The sequence below is a fragment of the Streptomyces sp. NPDC058758 genome (assembly GCF_042746075.1).
Taxonomy (GTDB): domain Bacteria; phylum Actinomycetota; class Actinomycetes; order Streptomycetales; family Streptomycetaceae; genus Streptomyces.
Genome location: NZ_JBHYPS010000053.1, coordinates 1 through 17,891, shown reverse-complemented (window position 1 = coordinate 17,891; position 17,891 = coordinate 1). Strand labels below are relative to the sequence as shown.

At 75.1% G+C, this 17,891-nt stretch carries 16 protein-coding genes; 6 read left to right on the top strand and 10 right to left on the bottom strand.

Annotation, left to right across the window (positions count from 1 at the left end; translation table 11 throughout):
- Positions 1 to 10 precede the first annotated feature (10 nt).
- Positions 11 to 448 (top strand): DUF742 domain-containing protein, encoded by a 438-nt coding sequence (locus tag ACFW6A_RS35585; protein WP_386645758.1) that lies wholly within the window; start codon positions 11 to 13, stop codon positions 446 to 448.
- Positions 429 to 1,034, top strand: coding sequence for an ATP/GTP-binding protein (locus tag ACFW6A_RS35580; RefSeq protein WP_386645755.1), 606 nt, complete (start codon positions 429 to 431; stop codon positions 1,032 to 1,034). The genes ACFW6A_RS35585 and ACFW6A_RS35580 overlap by 20 nt, the downstream gene beginning before the upstream one ends.
- Positions 1,035 to 1,087: 53 nt before the next feature.
- Here ACFW6A_RS35580 and ACFW6A_RS35575 read toward each other — a convergent pair whose 3' ends face one another.
- From ACFW6A_RS35575 to ACFW6A_RS35565, 3 genes are all read right to left on the bottom strand, one after another.
- Positions 1,088 to 2,275 (bottom strand): lipid-transfer protein, encoded by a 1,188-nt coding sequence (locus ACFW6A_RS35575; RefSeq protein WP_351844392.1) that lies wholly within the window; start codon positions 2,273 to 2,275, stop codon positions 1,088 to 1,090.
- A complete protein-coding gene (locus ACFW6A_RS35570; RefSeq protein ID WP_351844394.1) occupies positions 2,272 to 2,736 on the bottom strand; it encodes a zinc ribbon domain-containing protein in 465 nt (154 codons plus the stop codon). Before ACFW6A_RS35570 ends, ACFW6A_RS35575 begins: the two co-directional genes overlap by 4 nt.
- Before the next feature lie 82 nt (positions 2,737 to 2,818).
- A complete protein-coding gene (locus tag ACFW6A_RS35565; RefSeq protein ID WP_351844396.1) occupies positions 2,819 to 3,631 on the bottom strand; it encodes a M15 family metallopeptidase in 813 nt (270 codons plus the stop codon).
- Positions 3,632 to 3,691: 60 nt separating this feature from the next.
- Between ACFW6A_RS35565 and ACFW6A_RS35560 the strand changes: the two genes are divergently transcribed.
- Positions 3,692 to 4,204 carry an NUDIX domain-containing protein gene (locus ACFW6A_RS35560; RefSeq protein WP_386481905.1) on the top strand — a complete coding sequence of 171 codons (513 nt, stop codon included), beginning with the start codon at positions 3,692 to 3,694 and terminating at the stop codon, positions 4,202 to 4,204.
- 3 nt (positions 4,205 to 4,207) lie between these two features.
- Here ACFW6A_RS35560 and ACFW6A_RS35555 read toward each other — a convergent pair whose 3' ends face one another.
- Complete coding sequence (locus ACFW6A_RS35555) at positions 4,208 to 5,014, bottom strand: DUF4253 domain-containing protein (protein ID WP_386481902.1); 807 nt, start codon at positions 5,012 to 5,014, stop codon at positions 4,208 to 4,210.
- A 10-nt stretch (positions 5,015 to 5,024) separates the two neighbouring features.
- Positions 5,025 to 7,433, bottom strand: coding sequence for a TIM-barrel domain-containing protein (locus tag ACFW6A_RS35550; protein ID WP_386645751.1), 2,409 nt, complete (start codon positions 7,431 to 7,433; stop codon positions 5,025 to 5,027).
- A gap of 213 nt (positions 7,434 to 7,646) precedes the next feature.
- Here ACFW6A_RS35550 and ACFW6A_RS35545 point away from each other — a divergent pair, with 213 nt between their 5' ends.
- Entirely contained in the window at positions 7,647 to 9,635 is a 1,989-nt protein-coding gene (locus tag ACFW6A_RS35545; RefSeq protein ID WP_386481899.1) for an acetoacetate--CoA ligase, read from the top strand.
- 47 nt (positions 9,636 to 9,682) lie between these two features.
- Here the strand turns inward: ACFW6A_RS35545 and ACFW6A_RS35540 are convergent, their stop codons facing one another.
- From ACFW6A_RS35540 to ACFW6A_RS35530, 3 genes are all read right to left on the bottom strand, one after another.
- Positions 9,683 to 10,711: a CU044_5270 family protein gene (locus ACFW6A_RS35540; RefSeq protein ID WP_386645748.1), complete on the bottom strand. Its 1,029-nt coding sequence runs from the start codon at positions 10,709 to 10,711 to the stop codon at positions 9,683 to 9,685.
- Positions 10,708 to 11,517, bottom strand: a complete 810-nt coding sequence (locus ACFW6A_RS35535; RefSeq protein WP_386645745.1) for an RNA polymerase sigma factor — start codon at positions 11,515 to 11,517, stop codon at positions 10,708 to 10,710. Before ACFW6A_RS35535 ends, ACFW6A_RS35540 begins: the two co-directional genes overlap by 4 nt.
- Before the next feature lie 82 nt (positions 11,518 to 11,599).
- Positions 11,600 to 12,919, bottom strand: coding sequence for an aminotransferase class I/II-fold pyridoxal phosphate-dependent enzyme (locus ACFW6A_RS35530; protein ID WP_386645742.1), 1,320 nt, complete (start codon positions 12,917 to 12,919; stop codon positions 11,600 to 11,602).
- 47 nt (positions 12,920 to 12,966) lie between these two features.
- Here ACFW6A_RS35530 and ACFW6A_RS35525 point away from each other — a divergent pair, with 47 nt between their 5' ends.
- Together ACFW6A_RS35525 and ACFW6A_RS35520 are read left to right on the top strand one after the other, a co-directional pair.
- Entirely contained in the window at positions 12,967 to 14,250 is a 1,284-nt protein-coding gene (locus tag ACFW6A_RS35525) for an MFS transporter (RefSeq protein ID WP_386645739.1), read from the top strand.
- Positions 14,251 to 14,286: 36 nt separating this feature from the next.
- Positions 14,287 to 15,183 (top strand): hypothetical protein, encoded by an 897-nt coding sequence (locus ACFW6A_RS35520; RefSeq protein ID WP_386485956.1) that lies wholly within the window; start codon positions 14,287 to 14,289, stop codon positions 15,181 to 15,183.
- A 76-nt stretch (positions 15,184 to 15,259) separates the two neighbouring features.
- Here the strand turns inward: ACFW6A_RS35520 and ptsP are convergent, their stop codons facing one another.
- Both ptsP and ACFW6A_RS35510 read right to left on the bottom strand, forming a co-directional pair.
- Complete coding sequence (gene ptsP / locus ACFW6A_RS35515; protein WP_351844416.1) at positions 15,260 to 16,930, bottom strand: phosphoenolpyruvate--protein phosphotransferase; 1,671 nt, start codon at positions 16,928 to 16,930, stop codon at positions 15,260 to 15,262.
- Between the two features lie 81 nt (positions 16,931 to 17,011).
- The gene (locus ACFW6A_RS35510; protein ID WP_386485960.1) at positions 17,012 to 17,461 is read right to left on the bottom strand and encodes a PTS glucose transporter subunit IIA; all 450 of its coding nucleotides are present in this window, start codon (positions 17,459 to 17,461) and stop codon (positions 17,012 to 17,014) included.
- Positions 17,462 to 17,891 lie beyond the last annotated feature (430 nt).

Genomic DNA, 17,891 nt, shown 5'->3' with positions numbered 1-17,891 from the left:
GCCGCCCCGCATGAGCGACGCAGCCGAGCGCGACCAGCCCGACCGGGAGGCCCCCGGCCGGCGGACGGCCGTCCCCCACCACTGGTACGACGACGACGCGGGCCCGGTCGTCCGTCCGTACGCGATGACCCGCGGCCGGACGAGCGCCGCCGGCCGCCACCGGCTCGACCTCATCGCCGTGGTGGTCCCCGAACCGGCCGCCGACGACCCCGGCCGTGACCAGTCGCTCTCCCCGGAACACGTGGAGATCGTCGAACGCTGCTCCGAGCAGCCCCAGTCGATCGCCGAGCTCGCCGCCGGACTCGACCTCCCCGTCGGGGTGGTCCGGGTCCTGGTCGGTGACCTCGTCGACGAGGAACTCGTGCACGTGACCCGCCCCGTTCCGCCGGCCCAGCTGCCGGACGTGAGCATCCTCCGCGAGGTGATCAATGGCCTTCGGGCGCTCTAGCCGCAAGAAGACCCCCGTCGAGCCGGTGACCCTGAAGATCCTGGTCGCCGGCGGGTTCGGGGTCGGCAAGACGACGCTGGTCGGCACGGTCAGCGAGATCCGGCCGCTGCGGACCGAGGAGGTCCTCACCGAGGCCGGCCGTCCCGTGGACGACCTGCACGGCGTCGAGGCCAAGACGACCACCACGGTCGCCATGGACTTCGGCCGGATCACGCTCCGCGAGGACCTCGTCCTGTACCTGTTCGGCACCCCCGGCCAGGACCGCTTCTGGTTCCTGTGGGACGAGCTGGCGCAGGGCGCGCTCGGCGCGGTCGTGCTCGCCGACACCCGCCGCCTGGAGGACAGCTTCGCCGCCATCGACTACTTCGAGCGGCGCGGCATCCCCTTCACGGTGGCCGTCAACTGCTTCGAGGGCGCCCGCCGCTATCCGGCGGAGACCGTGCGGGCGGCGCTCGACCTCGACCCCGAGGTCGAGCTGCTGATGTGCGACGCCCGCGACCGCGAGTCGGTCAAGGGCGTCCTCGTCGCCGTCGTCGAGCACGCCCTCGTCCTCGCCGACCGGGGGCACGAGCCCGTCGCGACCTGAGCGGTACGGCTCCGGCCGCCACGCGCGCGTGGACCCGTCGCGGGCGGCGGTCCTCAGCGGACCGCCACCACCGCCGACCCGTGCCCGAACAGGCCCTGGTTGGCGGTGATCCCGGCCCGGGCGCCCGGCACCTGCCGGTCGCCGGCCTCGCCCCGCAGCTGCCGGGTCAGCTCGCAGACCTGGGCGATCGCCTGCGCGGGCACGGCCTCCCCGAAGGAGGCGAGCCCACCGCTGGTGTTCACCGGCAGCGCGCCGCCGAGCCGGGTCACCCCGTCCCGGAGCAGCTTGGCGCCCTCCCCGGGCCCGCACAGCCCGATGTCCTCGTACCACTCCAGCTCCAGCGCCGTGGACAGGTCGTACACCTCGGCCAGCGACAGGTCCTCGGGCCCGAGCCCGGCCTCCTCGTACGCCGCCCGTGCGATCGAGGCCCGGAAGGCGTGCGGCGGGGGCGCGAGCGCGGCGGTCGAGTCGGTGGCGATGTCGGGCAGGTCGAGGACCGCCTTGGGATAGGTGGGGGAGACCGTCGACACCGCCCGGATCCGCACCGGGTCCGGGTGCCCGTGCCGCCGCGCGAAGTCCATGCTGGACAGCACCAGCGCCGCCCCGCCGTCCGAGGTGGCGCAGATGTCGAGCAGCCGCAGCGGATCGGCGACCACGGCCGAGGCGGCGACCTCCCGCTCCGTCACCGGCTTCCGGTAGCGGGCCATCGGGTTGAGCGCCCCTGCCGCCGCGTTCTTCACCTTGACCTGCGCGAAGTCCTCGGCGGTGTCCCCGTACAGGGCCATCCGGCGCCGGGCGTAGAGCGCGAAGTAGGCGGGGTTGGTCGCGCCGAGGATCCGGAAGCGCAGCCAGTCCGGATCGTCGGGCCGCTCCCCGCCGGCCGGCGCGAAGAAGCCCTTGGGGGTGGAGTCGGCGCCGACGACGAGGACCGCGTCGGCGAGCCCGGCGAGGATCTGCGCCCGGGCCGCGCCGATGGCCTGGGCGCCCGAGGCGCAGGCCGCGTACACGCTGGTCACCCGCGCGCCCTGCCAGCCGAGGGCCTGCGCGAAGGTCGCCCCGGCCACGTATCCCGGATATCCGCACCGCACGGTGTCGGCCCCGACGACGGAGCCGATGTCCGACCACCGCACGCCGGCGTCGGCGAGCGCGGCGCGGGCGGCGGCGGTCCCGTACGAGACGAAGCTCCGCCCCCACTTGCCCCAGGGGTGCATCCCGGCCCCGATGACGGCGATGTCGTTCACGCGCGCTCCTCCGTCCCCGCGGGCCGCCACCGCCAGGTGGTCCAGACGTGCTCGGCGTCCTCGTTCAGCACCCCGGGCACCACCTCGACCTCCATGCCCACCGCCAGGTCCGCCGTCCGCACGCCGGGCGCGGCCTGCCCGAGCACCACCATCCCCTCGGCGGCGAGCTCGACCGCCACGAGGACGTACGGCTCCCAGGGCTCCTCCGGGTCGGAGACGTACGGGGCCGGGGGCCGGTAGCGCCCGTCGGTGTACGACCACACCCGCCCGCGCGGCGAGAGCGGCGTCTCGTCGAGCGTGCCCCCGCCCGCGCAGCCCGGGTTGCGGCAGGCGTCGTCCTCGCGCGGGAAGAACACCGCCGCGCAGGCCGAGCACCGCGTGCCGAGCAGCCGGAACTCCCCGTCCGGAACGGTCCCGTCGGTGAACCAGCCGTCCACGACCGGCCTGCGCGTCCGTGCCATCCCCGGCCCTCCCGCCCGTATCTGACGCTACGTCAGAAGTCTGCGGCCGAGTCTGGCACGGCCGCGCGGACGGCGGAAGACGTCAGTGCCCGGCCACCGACCGCCGGGCCACCGGGAAGTCGAAGTACGTCGACGGGAACGGCTCCGGCTTGAACGTGAAGTGCCACCACTCCTCCGGCAGGTTCACGAACCCCTCCGCCTCCAGGAGCCCCTTCAGCAGCTGCCGGTTGGCCCGCTGGACGCCCGTGATCCGCGGATCCTCGGTGTGCGAGAGCGTGTCGAAGCAGTCGTACCCGGTCCCCATGTCCACCGAGCTGTCCGGAAACCGCTCCTCCACCGGCCCGGAGCACGAGGTCAGCTCCTCGCCCGGCACGTACGCGCGCGTGCGCTCCGCCGGCAGCCGCACGACCGTCAGGTCCACGGTCGACCCCCGGCTGTGCCCGGACTTCTCCGCGATGTACCCGTCCGCGAACAGCCGGTCCTTCGCCACCAGCGGATAGAACTCCGCCTTCATCCGCTCGTCCGCCAGGTCCTCCGCCCACCGCACGAAGTGGTCCACCGCCCGCTGCGGCCGGTAGCAGTCGTACACCTTCAGCGTGTACCCGCGCGCCAGCAGCCGCGTCTGCGCCCGGTGCAGCGCCTCCGCCGCCGGCCGCGTCAGCACGCACACCGGCTGCCGGTACCCGTCGATCGGCTCCCCCACGAAGTTGTGCGCCGTCGTGTACCGCATCTCCTGGAGGATCGTCCGGTCCACCGAGTCCAGCGCCACGAACTCCGGCGGAGCCTTCGGCTCGGGAACGGCGACGGCGGGGGAGGCGGCGGACCCGGCGAGCGCGAGCAGGGCGGCCGCGCCCGTGACGGCGAGGGTACGGAAGGCAGAGGCAAGTCCAGTCATGCGCACCGGGTCTACCAGTTCCGCCCCCACCGGGAAACCCCCTCGCGTACGGTCGACGCCGTGACCACCCCCGCGCCCCACTCCCACTGCTCCGCCTGCGGAGCCCCCTACCCGCCCGGCACCACCACCTGGCCCCGCACCTGCCCCGCCTGCGCCACCACCGCCTACCGCAACCCCCTCCCGGTGGCCGTGGCCCTCCTCCCGGTCACCTCCCCCACGGGCACCGGCCTCCTCGCCGTCACCCGCGCCATCCACCCCGGCCACGGCGGCACCGCCCTCCCCGGCGGCTTCATCGACCACGGCGAGGACTGGCGCACCGCCGTGGCCCGCGAACTCCGCGAGGAGACCGGCATCGTGGCCCCCGCCGAGGACGTCCGCCTCGCCGACGTCCTCTCCTCCGCCGACCACCTCCTCGTCTTCGGCCTCCTCCCGCCCGTCGAGGCCGCCACGCTCCCCGCCTTCACCCCCACCCCGGAGACCTCCGCCCGCCTCGTCCTGCCGGAACCCCGCGAACTGGTCTTCCCCCTCCACACCGAGGCGGCGGAGAAGTGGTTCGCGGGCGCCTACGGCTGACCCTCAGTCCCACCAGAAGGCCCACACGTCGGCGCCCACCAGCCGCTCCGCGTACTCCGCGAGGTCCTTCACCGACCCCTGCCAGACGTTGTCCGGACAGAAGGCGAAGTGCTCCGCGGCGATCGGCAGCGCCTCCTCCAGGGTGGCCGGGGGAGCGGCGACGGAGAGCCGCAGGGTGTCGAACCCGACCGCGAACACCCGCGCCCCGAAGCGCCGTTCCCAGTCGGCGACGACGGCGGCGATCTCGCCGGTGCCGGCGTGGTTGGCGGGCCCCGACCAGCCCGTGACGACGAGCGCCTCCGCCCCGGACGCGGCCTCGACCAGCCCCAGGCGGGCCCCGGCGCCGAAGGACAGGAGCGCGTCGGCGTTCTCCGCCGCGAGCTCGTCGGGGTCCTCCGCCACGGCCCGTCCGGCCGCGAGCCCCGGCCAGGCGGCGCCGTAGGGGGCGGTGACGGCGAGCCGCTCCTCGGCGGAGAGGGGGTCGTCCTCCTCGTCGATCGCGGTGCACCCCTCCCACCACGCCGCGAGGACCGCCGCCGGGTCGTGGTCGGAGGGCCGGGACATGCCCTCCGGATACAGCTCCCCCGACGCCCACGGCCGGAATTCCCCGACCTCGCCGTCCAGCGGTTCGAGCAGCAGCGGCCACAGCCCGGTCCGCGCGTGCGCGGCCCGTATCCGCCCCCACAGCCCGAAGGGCGCGGGCCCGTCGCTCAGCCACAACGGCCGCGCCCCGCCGTCCCCTTCATCGGTCGCCACCCCGCACCCGGCGGGCAGCGGGACGCCCTCGCCCCGCAGAGATTCCGGATCCATGTCCCGGATGCTAGGCGGAGGGTCCGACAACGCCCCCGCCCTCACGCCCCTTCACACCCCCCCGCACCCGCACCGGCAGTTCCGGCTCCACCGGCCCCGCCTCCGTCACCCGCTCCACCACGACCCGCCCCTCCACCAGCCGCGACTGGTAGCGCTCGATCTCCGCCGGCTCCCAGCCGTCCCCCGTGTCGCGCACGACGAGGCCGCCGCCCGTCCGGCCGGGCGCGGGCGCCCACACCTCCAGCACCGGCTCCCCGTCCTCGCCCCGCACCGGAAGGACCGCCCCCGCGCGGGCCAGCACCGGCACGCGCGCGAGGGGCGCGCCGAGCAGCACCTGCCCGGGGCCCTCGTACGCCCGGCCGGTCGCCGTGTCGTACCAGCGGCCGCGCGGCAGCCGCACCGCCCGCCGGTCCTGGCCCCGGTGCAGGACCGGCGCGACCAGCAGCGCGTCGCCCAGCAGGAAGGCGTCCTCGCACTCCCGCAGGACCCGGTCCTCCGGCGTCCCCCACCACACCGGCCGCACGTAGGGCGCGCCGGTCATCCGCGCCAGCCGGGCCAGGGTCACGAAGTACGGGTGCAGCCGCTCGCGCTCGGCCAGTGCCACGCGCGCGTGCTCCAGCACCTCGGGACCGAACTCCCACGGCTCCCGCCGCCCCGCGTCCAGCGCCGCGTGCGTCCGGAACAGCGGAAGCCAGGCACCCAGCTGGAACCAGCGCAGGAACAGCTCCGGCGACGGACTCCCGTCGAAGCCGCCGACGTCGGGACCCGAGTACGGCACCCCGCACAGCCCGAGCCCCAGGACCAGCGCGAGCGAAGCGCGCAGCCCCGGCCACCCGGTGGCCACGTCGCCGGACCAGGTGCCCCCGTACCGCTGCATCCCCGCCCACCCCGAGCGCGTGAACAGGAACGGCCGCTCCCCGGGCCGCAGCCGCCGCAGCCCCTCGTAGCCGGCCCGGGCCATCAGGAGCCCGTACACGTTGTGCGCCTCCCGGTGGTCGCCGCCCCGCCCGTCCAGGTGGTGCCGGGCCGACCGGGGGAGCGTCGGATCGCCGAAGGCCGCGAACGACACCGGCTCGTTCATGTCGTGCCACACGCCCGAGAAGCCCTGCCGGAGCCGCTCCTCGTACAACCCGCCCCACCACTCCCGTACCGCCGGATCGGTGAAGTCCGGAAAGGCGCACTCCCCGGGCCACACCACCCCCCGCACCTCCTCGCCCCGCGCGTCCCGCACGAACGCCCCGGCCGCCCGCCCCGCCTCGTACAGCACGTTCCCCGGCTCCGCCGCGACCGCCGGGTCGACGATCGACACCAGCCGCACCCCCTGCCCCCGCAGCTCCTCCGCGAGCCCCGGCAGATCGGGGAACCGCTCCCGGTCCACCGTGAACACCCGGTGCCCGTCGTAGTGGTCGATGTCCAGGTGGACCGCCGACAGCGGCAGCCCCCGCTCCCGGTAACCGGCCACCACCCGCCGCACCTCGGCCGCGCTGCCGAAACCCCAGCGCGCGTGCTGCGGCCCCAGCGCCCACGCCGGAGGCAGCGCCGGCGCACCCGTCAGCGCCGCCCAGTGGTGCAGCACGCGCGCGGGGGTCCCGACCACCACCCAGCACCGCAGCGGCCCGCCCTCCATCCGCACCTCGACGGTGCCGGGCCGGTCGTGCCCCGACCCCGCGCCCTCCTCGCCCTCCGCGAGGGTCACCCGCCCGTCCCAGCTGCTGTCGTGGAAGGCCAGGTGCGTCCCCGCGTCCGCGACCACGAACTGCACCGGCATCGTGATGTACAGCGGATCGTCACCCGGCCCGAACCGCCCCTGGGGATCCGTGTTCCACAGCCGGTACGAGCCGTCCCGCAGCCGCGGCCCCGCCGACCGCCCGCCCAGCCCGAAGAACCGCGCGTCCGCCGCCACCTCCGCCCGCTGCGCCCACCGCGACGGACCGCCGTCCACCGGGTCCCACCAGCGCGGCGGCAGGTCACGCCGGAGCGTCACCCCGCCGGGCGTGCGGATCTCCACCGCCCCGTGCCGCGAGACCGCCACCGTCACCCGCTCCGACACCACCCGCCAGCCGCCGTCCGTGTCCGGCTCCAGGACCGCCCGCGGATCCGGCTCGGGCGCCGCCCCCGCCAGCGCGTACGAGGGCTCGGGCTCCGCCCCGTCCCACCCCCAGAACACCGTGCCGCCCGCCGACACGCACACCCGCAGCGAGGACCGGGCGAACCGCACGGTCCCCCCGCCCGGCAACGGCTCCGCGCCCTCCGCCGGCCCCGGCACCCGGGCCCGCTCCGCCCCCTGCCGCGGCAGCCCCGCCGCGTCCGTCCGGCGCCGCCGCCACGCCGCCCGCACCGTCGTCAGCCCCCGCACCGAACCGAACACCCCCACCGCGCCGAACACCCTCGCCGAACGCACCAGTCCACGACCGTCCATGCGGGTCACCCTGCCACCCACCAGCGGCGATACGAGCCTCGTTCAGCTGCCGTTCACCCGTGGTGGGAGCACATGTTCAACTCGCCGCCCCCGGGCGGGCGGCCCTGGTGCGAACGCCGCTCCCATGGCATCGTCCTGTCAGCCGCGTCACGCGCACACCCCCGCACGTGCGCGCGACACACGCCGACCCGCGTACAGCCAGGGAGCCACCCGATGACAACTGCGCCGACCGAGCCGAGCGAGCCGACCGAGCCGCTCTGGCAGCCGGACGAGGAGCGCATCGCCCACGCCGCCGTCACCCGTTTCCAGACGTGGGCCGCCGCACACCACGGCGCCCCCGCCGACGGCGGGTACCCGGCCCTGCACCGCTGGTCCGTCGAGGAGCCGGAGACCTTCTGGGGGGCCGTCGCCGCATGGTTCGACGTCCGCTTCTCCACCCCCTACGCGCGCGTGCTCGGCGACCGCTCCATGCCGGGCGCCGACTGGTTCCCCGGAGCCACCCTCAACTACGCCGAGCACGCCCTGCGCGCCGCCGCCGACCGCCCCCACGACACGGCGCTCCTGCACGTGGACGAGACGCACGAGCCCGTCCCGACCACCTGGGCCGAACTCCGCCGCCAGGTCGGCTCGCTCGCCGCCGAGCTGCGCACCCTGGGCGTCCGCCCCGGCGACCGCGTCAGCGGCTACCTGCCGAACGTCCCCCAGGCCGTCGTCGCCCTGCTCGCCACCGCCGCCGTCGGCGGCGTCTGGACCTCCTGCGCCCCCGACTTCGGCGCCCGCTCCGTCCTCGACCGCTTCCAGCAGGTCGAGCCGGTCGTCCTCTTCACCGTCGACGGCTACCGCTACGGCGGCAAGGAGCACGACCGCCGCGACACCGTCGCCGAGCTGCGCGCCGAGCTGCCCACCCTCCGCGCCGTCGTCCACATCCCGCTCCTCGGCACCCCGACCCCCGAGGGCGCCCTCGACTGGGCCGACCTGGTCGCCGCCGACGTCGAGCCGGTCTTCGAGCAGGTGCCGTTCGCGCACCCCCTGTGGGTCCTGTACTCCTCCGGCACCACCGGCCTGCCGAAGGCGATCGTCCAGTCCCAGGGCGGCATCCTCGTCGAGCACCTCAAGCAGCTCGGCCTCCACTGCGACCTGGGCCCCGAGGACGTCTTCTTCTGGTACACCTCCACCGGCTGGATGATGTGGAACTTCCTCGTCTCCGGCCTCCTCACCGGCACCACCGTCGTCCTGTACGACGGCAGCCCCGGCTACCCGGACACCGGCGCCCAGTGGCGCGTCGCCGAGCGCACCGGCGCCACCCTGTACGGCACCTCCGCCGCCTACGTCATGGCCTGCGCCAAGGCCGACGTCCACCCGGGCCGCGACTTCGACCTCTCCGCCGTGAAGTGCGTCGCCACCACCGGCTCCCCGCTGCCCCCGGACGGCTTCCGCTGGCTCCACGACGAGGTCCGCGAGGACCTGTGGATCGCCAGCGTCAGCGGCGGCACCGACGTCTGCTCCTGCTTCGCCGGAGCCGTCCCCACGCTGCCCGTGCACATCGGCGAGCTCCAGGCCGCCGGCCTCGGCACCGACCTCCAGGCCTGGGACCCGTCCGGCAAGCCCGTCATCGGCGAGGTCGGCGAACTCGTCGTCACCAACCCCATGCCGTCCATGCCGATCCACTTCTGGAACGACCCCGACGGCAGCCGCTACCGCGACAGCTACTTCGAGATGTTCCCCGGCGTGTGGCGCCACGGCGACTGGATCACGATCACCGACCGCGGCTCGGTCGTCATCCACGGCCGCTCCGACTCCACCCTCAACCGCCAGGGCGTCCGGATGGGCAGCGCCGACATCTACGAGGCGGTGGAACGGCTCCCCGAGATCCGGGAGTCCCTCGTCATCGGCCTGGAGGAACCGGACGGCGGCTACTGGATGCCCCTCTTCGTCCACCTCGCCGAGGGCGCCACCCTCGACGACGACCTGATCGCCCGGATCAAGGCCACGATCCGCACCGAACTGTCGCCGCGCCACGTCCCCGACGAGATCATCGAGGTCCCCGGCGTCCCGCACACCCTCACCGGCAAGCGCATCGAGGTCCCCGTCAAGCGCCTCCTCCAGGGCACCCCCCTGGAGAAGGCCGTCAACGCGGGCTCCGTCGACGACCTCGACCTGCTCCGCTTCTACGAGTCCCTCGCGGCAGCCCGCCGCGGCTGACACGGAAAGGGGCGCCCCCGCGGGGGCGCCCCTCACCACGGACCGGCTCAGCCGGGCAGCTGACCGGCCTTCGCCACCGCCGCCTTGGCCAGCACCGCCGTCTCGCTCAGTACCGTCCCGGCCGGCCCCGTCTCCGAGGCGGCGACGAGCACGGTCCGCTCCCCGAGGAAGGCCGAGGTCGACCGGTCGAAGACCCACTGGGTCCGTTCACCGCCGGCGGTACGGGCCACGGCCACGCCCTCCCGGCCCGCCGCGTCCCGCGCCGACGGCACCACCGCGACCCCGGGGATCCGCGCCGCCGCCTCGAACAGCGCGGCCGTCACCTCCGGCGGCGCCCAGGTCTCGGCCAGCAGCGTCCCGATCGCCGAGAACGCCCGCTGGTCCGCGTCCCCGCCACCGGTACGGGTCTGCTCCCGCACCAGCCGCAGCAGCGCCTCCGGATCCGTCGGCAGCCCCGCCACGAACGCGTGCGTCGGATCGGTCACCGACGGCTCGCCCGGCTCCAGGAAGGTCCGCCGGGGCGCGGCACCGGGCCGGTCCAGCTCGTACACGGGCAGCCGCGGCGACAGTGCGGAGTCCGCGGCCCCCTCCTCCCGCAGCAGCCCGGGCCGGCTCCCGTCCGCCGACAGCCACACCTGCCGCCGGTGCACGGGTTCCACGACGGCGGCCCCGCCGCCCGCCGGAAGACCCGCCCGGGACACCAGGCTCTCCACGTACACGAACTCCTCCGGCCGCGCGTTCGGCCCCGGCGCCGAGGCGGCGGCGAGCGCGGCCCGCGACAGCACTGCCGAAGCGCCGCCCTCCGCGCGCACCGCCGGACGCTGCTCGCGCGGGTCCGGGGGAGCGGCGACCAGCACCGCGCCGGCCGCGATGCCGCACACCACGGCCGGCACGGCGAACCGCACGGCCTTCCGGGTCCACCACGCCGCGGGCCGCGCCGGCCGGGCCGACGCCAGCAGGGCGCGCCGCAGCTCCCGCTGCCGCTCCGGCGCGAACTCCGGTACGGGGGGCGGGGGCAGCAGCTCCGTCAGCTCGGCGCGCAGCGCGTCCTGAGGGCGGGGATCGATGTCGTTCATGCCGGCTTCTCCGGGGAGGTTCGGGGGACGAGGACGGTTCGGCCCGCGCTCACGGGCAGGGAGGGCGCGCCGGCACCGGGCCACGCGCGCGTGCGGGCCCCCTCGGCGGCACCGGGAGCCCCGGGGCGGGGCGAGGGGGAAGGCGCGTCGGATCCGGGGGCGGGAGGGGACGCGGCGCGGGAGGCCGCGGCCCCGCTGCCGGAGTCGGAGTCGGTGCCGGAGCCGGGCCCCGGACCGGTGCCGGCACCGCCCCGTTCCCGCCCGCGCCGCCCGGCGCGCAGCTCCGCCTCGGCGAGCGACCGCAGCCGCTCCCTGGCCCGCGAGAGCCGCGACCGCACCGTGCCGACGGGGACGCCCAGCGCCTCGCCCGCCGTCGCGTAGTCGAGCCCGGCCCACACGACGAGCCCGAAGACCTCGCGCTCACGGCGCCGGAGCCGGCCGAGGGCCACCCGCGCGGCCCGCAGCCGCTCCTCGTCGGCGAGCCGGGAGGCCACCGCGTCGCTGAAGTCCGGGAGCACCCCCCGGTCGGGCATCCGCGCCAGCGCGGCGTCCCGCCGCCGTGCCTCCCGCGCCGTCCCGCGCAGGACGTTGGTGGCGATGCCCAGCAGCCACGGCCGCAGGCTCCCGCCCTCGGCGTGGACCTTGCCGCGGCAGCGCCAGGCCTCCAGGAAGGTCGCGGACACGACGTCCTCGGCCGCGGCCCGGTCACCGCACATCCGGTACGCGTACTGGAACAGCACGCGCGCGTGCTCGTCGTACGCCTCACCGAGCGCCGAGGGGTCCCCGGCCCGGAAACGTTCTCTCATCTCTGGTTCCACACCGGGTACTGGCCGCCGGCCCGCCCGGGTTCCCGTGACCCGCGCCACACCGCCCCCGGAGATCCCCGCCTCACCCCCCGTACGTGGCCTGCGCGTCCCCGAGCACCTGCGCGAAGTCCGCCGCCAGCCGCTGCGCCGCCTCCGGCGCGAGGGCGGCCACGGTGATCCGCACGGCGGGCGGCGCGGCGATCCGGAAGCGGGCACCGGCCGCCACCCACCACCCGTGCGTCCGCAGCCCGTTGACCACCGCCGACTCGTCCCGCACCGGCACCCACACGTTCAGCCCCTCCGCCCCGACGGCGCGGATGCCGCGCGCGCCGAGCGCGTCGATCAGCGCCCGCCGCCGCTCGGTGTAGGCGGCCTCCCCGCGCGCCACGAGCCGCGCCACCTCCGGATCGGAGAAGAGGCCGACGACGGTCTCCTGGAGCACGTGGCTGACCCAGCCGGAGGTCATCAGCATCCGGCCGTCGTGCCGGGCGAGCGTCACCGCGTCACCCGTGAGCCCCGCCCACCGCAGGTCCACGCCGAGCCGCTTCGAGACCGTGCGCACCTGGGCCCAGCGGGCCGGCCCGAGCGCGCCCACCGTCGGCGCCGGGGGCCCGTCGAGTTCGGCGAGGTAGTCGTCCTCGATGACGAGGACCTCGGGGAACTCCCGGAACAGCGCGCCCAGTTCGTCCCGCCGGGCGACCGAGAGCGAGGCGCCGGTGGGGCACTGCGCGCGGGGGCTGAAGACGACCGCCCGCACCCCGGCCCGCAGCGCCGCCCGCAGCGCGTCCGGCGTGATCCCCTCGCCATCCACGGCCACCGGCACCATCCGCAGTCCCAGCGCGGGCACCAGGTCGAGCAGGTGGTGGAAGCCGGGGTCCTCGACGGCGACCGCGTCCCCGGGCCGGAGTTCGACCGAGAGCAGCCGCGCGACGCAGTCCAGCGCCCCGTGCGCGAAGGTCACCCGCGCCGCGGGCACCCCGTCCCGCCGGAACCACGCCCGGGTCAGCTCCTCCAGCACCGCGAGCCGCGGCGCGGCGCGGTGCGAGCCGTAGACGGGCCGCACCTCGCGCGGCGGACGGAGGACGGGGAGGAAGGCGGGGTCGGGCAGTCCGCTGGCGAGGTCCGTGAGGCCCTCGGGCATCCGGGGCGGTCGCCGGGACGCCACGGACGGCGCCTCGGCCACGACCGTGCCGCCCCGGCCGCGGGTCACCACGAGCCCCCGGGCGCGCAGTTCCTTGTAGGCGGTCGCCACCGTGCCCGGACTGACGCCCAGGTCGTCCGCGAGCTTCCGTACGGGAGGCAGCGCGTCGCCCGGGGCGAGTTCGCCCTCGGTCACGCCGCGCTCGACGGACGCGGCAATCCCCTTGGCCGTCTTCCCCTGGATCGAATATTGTGTTGCCACGTTCCAAACTATGTATCAATACATAACTCGCGTCAAGGGGGAACCGCGTGAACAGCCCGTCCTCGTGGCACCGCACCGCACTCGACCGCATCCCGGGAGGCCGGGACGGCCGCCGGATGCTCGTCGTCAGCATCATCGACAAGATCGGCACCGGCCTCTGGGCCGGCTGCACCGCCCTCTACTTCACCTACGTCTCCGGAATGAGCCTCGGCCAGGTCGGCCTGCTCATGACCGTCTCCGGCGGCGTCGGCGTGGCCGGAGCACCGCTCGCCGGCCTCCTCGCCGACCGCTTCCCCCTCGTCCGCGTCATCGCCGCCACCCAGCTCATGCGCGGACTCGGCCTCCTCGCCCTCCTCACCACCGACCACGTCCTCCTCCTCACCCTCTACTCCGCCCTCGGCGCCCTCCCCGACCGCGCCGGCAGCGTCCTCATCAAGCTGTACGCCGCCCGCCAGGCCGGCGCCGAACGCGTCCGCTACCAGGCCATCCAGCGCACCACCGTCAACATCGGCTGGTCCCTCGGCGGCCTCGGCGCCGCCGCCGCCCTCGCCACCGGCTCCACCCGGGCGTACACCTGGCTCCTGGTCGGCAACGTCCTCTCCTACCTCGTCATCGCCGTCCTCACCCTGCGCTGCGCCGAACCGCCCGCCCCCTCCCGCGTCGCCGCCACCGGGGAGGACGGACCCCGGGACAAGCCCGCGGGCCCCTGGCGCGACCGCACCTTCCTCGGCTACACCGCCACCGACGCCGCCCTCTTCCTCGACGACACCATCCTCCAGGTGGCCGTCCCCCTCTGGATCGTCCACGCCACCGACGCCCCCGTCGGCCTCGCCCCGCTCCTCCTCGTCCTCAACACCGTCCTCGTCGTCCTCTTCCAGGTCCCCCTCGCCCGCTTCGGCGCCACCACCCCGGCCGCCCGCCGCCTCCTCGTCCCCCTCAGCGGGCTCTTCGCCCTCGGCACCCTCGCCCTCGCCGCCTCCGCCGCGGGCGGCCCCGCCCTCGCCGTCACCGCCCTCGTCGTCGCGGTCGTCGCCCTCACCTTCGCCGAGATCATCCACGCCACCTCCGCGTGGGAACTCTCCGTCGCGCTCGCTCCCGCCGAGGCGCAGGGCGCCTACCTCGGCGTCCACGGCCTCGCCCAGTCCACCCAGCGCTTCGCCGGACCCCTCCTCGTCACCGGGGTCATGACCGCGGGCCCCCTCGCCTGGCCCCTCCTCGGCCTCGCCCTCGTCGGCGCCGGCGCGGCCCAGCACCGCCTCATCCGCGACCGCGTCGCACCCCCGGCCGAGCCGTCACTGTCAGTGGCGAAGGTTACGGTGAGTGAGCACTGATCGCCGTGATCAGACCGCCGCATCCGAGGGGGAGCCATGACGACCACCACCACGACCCGCCTCCGCCGCGCCCTGCGCCGCGAGATCCCCAGCACCGTCGGCCTCCTCGCCGACGAGCAGGACTTCGCGGCCATGCGCCGCTACCGCACCTTCGCCTTCGACGACCACCCCACCTACCTCAAGGAGGTCGAGGCCCTCCTCACATCCCTCGCCCGCCAAGGGGCCCACACCACCGTGGCCCTCTTCGACCCCGACGAGTACGCCTCCTACTGCGCCGAGACCGGCCTCGACCCCGACCATCCCACCAGCCGCAGCCGCTTCACCGACCACCTGGCCACCACCGGCGCCCGCGTCACCTACCGGGGCCAGCCCCTCACCGCCCTCCTCCCCGAACTCGTCGACACCGCGGTCCGCCGCGCCACCTGGGAGTACGCCACCACCGTCCTCGCCACCGCCGGCGACTGCCCGGACTGCGGCCTGGACCTCGGCAGGGACGCCTTCGACCGCGCCACCCGTCTGCTCCTCGCCCTCCTCGACGGCGCGGGGACCGGCACCCACCACCTCGTCTGCAGCGTCCCCGCCGCCGACGACCACCTCCTCGCCGTCCTCCACACCGCCCGGGACGACCACGGCACCCACCACCACGACCCCACCGCCGCCACCGAGTTCACCGCCGTCCTCGCCGCCGGGATCACCCTGGCCGCCCCGGGCGGACTCGTCCTGCGCGTCACCCGCCCCGGCGCACCCGACCGGCTCCACGGCTGGCGCCTCGCCGACGGCACCCTCGCCCCGCTCACCGAGGCCGAGGTCTTCGCCGCCTACTGCACCGACGCCCGCACCGGCGAACCCCTGCCCCCGGAGCACGGCGTCGACCACCGCGCCGGCTTCCCCCTCGCCCCCGGCCCGGACGCCCACCGTCACGACCACCCCTGACCCCGGACACGACGGAGGGGCTCCCCGCCACCAGGTGACGGGAAGCCCCTCCGGACCACGCGCTACGCCTCCGGGATCACTCCCCGGACAGCACCGCCTGCGCGGCGAGCCGCGCCTCGTGCGCCGTGTCCGCGGCACGCGCCGCGGCCGCCGCACGCTCGCACTGCGCGAGCGTGTACTTCGCCAGCGTCGCCCGCACGTACGGAATCGACGCCGCGCCCATCGACAGGGAGGTGACCCCCAGACCCGTCAGCACGCACGCGAGCAGCGGATCCGAGGCGGCCTCGCCGCAGACGCCACAGCTCTTGCCCTCGGCCTTGGCCGCCTCGGCGGACAGCGCCACCAGGTCGAGCAGCGCCGGCTGCCACGGGTCCTGGAGCCGGGACACCGCACCGACCTGACGGTCGGCGGCGAAGGTGTACTGCGCCAGGTCGTTCGTGCCCAGCGACAGGAACTCGACCTCCTGCAGGATCGAGCGGGCCCGGAGCGCGGCGGACGGGATCTCCACCATCGCGCCGAACTTCGCCTGGAGCCCCGCCTCGCGGCACGCGTCGGCGAACGCCTTGGCGTCCGTCCGGTCGGCCACCATCGGCGCCATGACCTCCAGGTACACGGGCAGGCCCTCGGCGGCCTTGGCCAGCGCGGTCAGCTGCGTCCGCAGCACCTCCGGGTGGTCGAGCAGCGACCGCAGCCCCCGCACGCCGAGCGCCGGGTTCGGCTCGTCCGCCGGCGTCAGGAAGTCGAGCGGCTTGTCGGCACCGGCGTCGAGCACCCGCACGACCACACGGCCCTCCGGGAAGGCTTCGAGCACCTTCCGGTAGGCCTCGACCTGCTTCTCCTCGGACGGGGCCTTCTGGCTGTCGTCCAGGAAGAGGAACTCGGTGCGGAACAGACCGACGCCCTCGGCGCCCGCCTCCACCGCGGCCGGCACGTCCGCCGGGCCGCCGACGTTGGCGAGCAGCGGCACCTTGTGCCCGTCGGAAGTGGCCCCGGGGCCACTGGAAGCGGACAGTGCCGCCTTCCGCGCCTCGGCGGCCTCGGTCAGCGCCGCCTTCTTCTCCTCGCTCGGGTCCACGAAGATCTCGCCGGTGGAACCGTCCACCGCGATCTCCGTGCCCTCGGCCAGCTCGCCGGCGCCGGGCAGCGCCACCACGGCCGGCACGCCCAGGGCACGCGCCAGGATGGCGCTGTGGCTGGTCGGCCCGCCCTCCTCGGTCACGAACCCGAGCACCAGCGCCGGGTCGAGCAGCGCCGTGTCTGCCGGCGCGAGGTCCCGGGCGATGAGCACGTACGGCTCGTCGCTGTCCGGGACGCCGGGCATCGGCACGCCGAGCAGCCGCGCGACGATCCGGTTGCGCACGTCGTCCAGGTCGGCGACCCGGCCCGCCATGTACTCGCCGGCGCCCGCCAGCAGCTCGCGGTAGTGCGAGAAGGCGTCGTAGATACCGCGCTCGGCCGTGCTGCCGACCGCGATCCTGCGGTCGACGTCGGCGATGAGCTCCGGGTCCTGGGCGATCATCGCCTGGGCCTCCAGCACCGCCTGGGCCTCACCGCCGGCCAGGTTGCCGCGCGCGATCAGGTCCGCGGCCACGGCCTCCACCGCCTGGCGGGCGCGCCCCTGTTCGCGCTCCGCGTCCTCGGCGGGGATCTGCTTGGCGGGCGGCTCGAGAACCGCCGTACCCATGTGCCGCACCTGGCCGATCGCCACTCCGTGGCTGACGCCCACGCCTCGCAGCGTTGTCTCCATCTCACCCGTCTCCGATAGAGCGGTGGCCCTCGCCACCGCGTTGAATGTCGTTCGCGCGGCCGTCCTGACGACGGACCGGACTCAGCTCCAGTCGAAGAGCTGGTCGCCGGCCTTCACGTCGCCGTCCTCCCGGACGTCGGAGAGCGAGTCGGCGGTGGCCTCGAGAGCGACGACGGGACAGATGGGGGACTTGCCGGCGGCCTCGACGTCGGCGGGGTTCCACCGGACGACCGCCTGTCCGCGGGTCACGGTGTCGCCCTTGTTGACGAGGAGCTCGAAGCCCTGCCCGTTGAGCTGGACGGTGTCGATGCCGAGGTGCGTCAGCACCCCGTGTCCCTCGCCGTCCACGACGACGAAGGCGTGCGGGTGCATGGAGACGACGACCCCGTCGATGGGGGAGACCGCCTCCGAGGGCTCACGTACGGGATCGATGGCGGTGCCGGGCCCGACCATGGCACCGGAGAAGACCGGGTCGGGAACGTTGGCGAGACCGATGGCGCGTCCAGCAAGCGGCGACGTCACGGTTGACATGGGAAGCCTCCCAGGGGCGGAGATCGTGTGGCGCCGCCACACCTGTCCTGGGCGGCGCGTACTGTTCAGAAGCGTAAGTCATAAGAAGTCCCGGTTCCGCACGAGACGTACCAGTTGGCGGACCTAGGGACTACCGGAAACGATTTGCCTCCACTGACGGTGGGATGTACTGTCGTACTCCTGCCTGACCCCAACGCGGCTTTGAGTCGCGGTCGGCAGCACCGATCAAGCCAGATCCTAACCCCAGTGGTCTACACCTCTTCCTGCCTCGGTTCGTCCGGAGCGAGGGGCGTGGTCAGGGGGCCGGAGAAAGCCTGGTAATGTTTGACCCCGCCGAAGGCCCCAAGGAATTGAAACTCGGGACCGGAAAGCACCGAGGAAATCGGATCGGAAAGATCTGATAGAGTCGGAAACGAAGGAAGCGCCCGGA

Coding starts and splice junctions, on each gene's coding strand:
- ACFW6A_RS35570 (WP_351844394.1), bottom strand. CDS start 2,736: ATGGCACGGACGCGCAGGCCGGTCGTGGACGGCTGGTTCACCGACGGG.
- ACFW6A_RS35555 (WP_386481902.1), bottom strand. CDS start 5,014: ATGGATCCGGAATCTCTGCGGGGCGAGGGCGTCCCGCTGCCCGCCGGG.
- ACFW6A_RS35510 (WP_386485960.1), bottom strand. CDS start 17,461: ATGTCAACCGTGACGTCGCCGCTTGCTGGACGCGCCATCGGTCTCGCC.
- ACFW6A_RS35580 (WP_386645755.1), top strand. CDS start 429: ATGGCCTTCGGGCGCTCTAGCCGCAAGAAGACCCCCGTCGAGCCGGTG.
- ACFW6A_RS35545 (WP_386481899.1), top strand. CDS start 7,647: ATGACAACTGCGCCGACCGAGCCGAGCGAGCCGACCGAGCCGCTCTGG.
- ACFW6A_RS35540 (WP_386645748.1), bottom strand. CDS start 10,711: ATGAACGACATCGATCCCCGCCCTCAGGACGCGCTGCGCGCCGAGCTG.
- ACFW6A_RS35550 (WP_386645751.1), bottom strand. CDS start 7,433: ATGGACGGTCGTGGACTGGTGCGTTCGGCGAGGGTGTTCGGCGCGGTG.
- ACFW6A_RS35535 (WP_386645745.1), bottom strand. CDS start 11,517: ATGAGAGAACGTTTCCGGGCCGGGGACCCCTCGGCGCTCGGTGAGGCG.
- ACFW6A_RS35520 (WP_386485956.1), top strand. CDS start 14,287: ATGACGACCACCACCACGACCCGCCTCCGCCGCGCCCTGCGCCGCGAG.
- ACFW6A_RS35585 (WP_386645758.1), top strand. CDS start 11: ATGAGCGACGCAGCCGAGCGCGACCAGCCCGACCGGGAGGCCCCCGGC.
- ACFW6A_RS35565 (WP_351844396.1), bottom strand. CDS start 3,631: ATGACTGGACTTGCCTCTGCCTTCCGTACCCTCGCCGTCACGGGCGCG.
- ptsP (WP_351844416.1), bottom strand. CDS start 16,930: ATGGAGACAACGCTGCGAGGCGTGGGCGTCAGCCACGGAGTGGCGATC.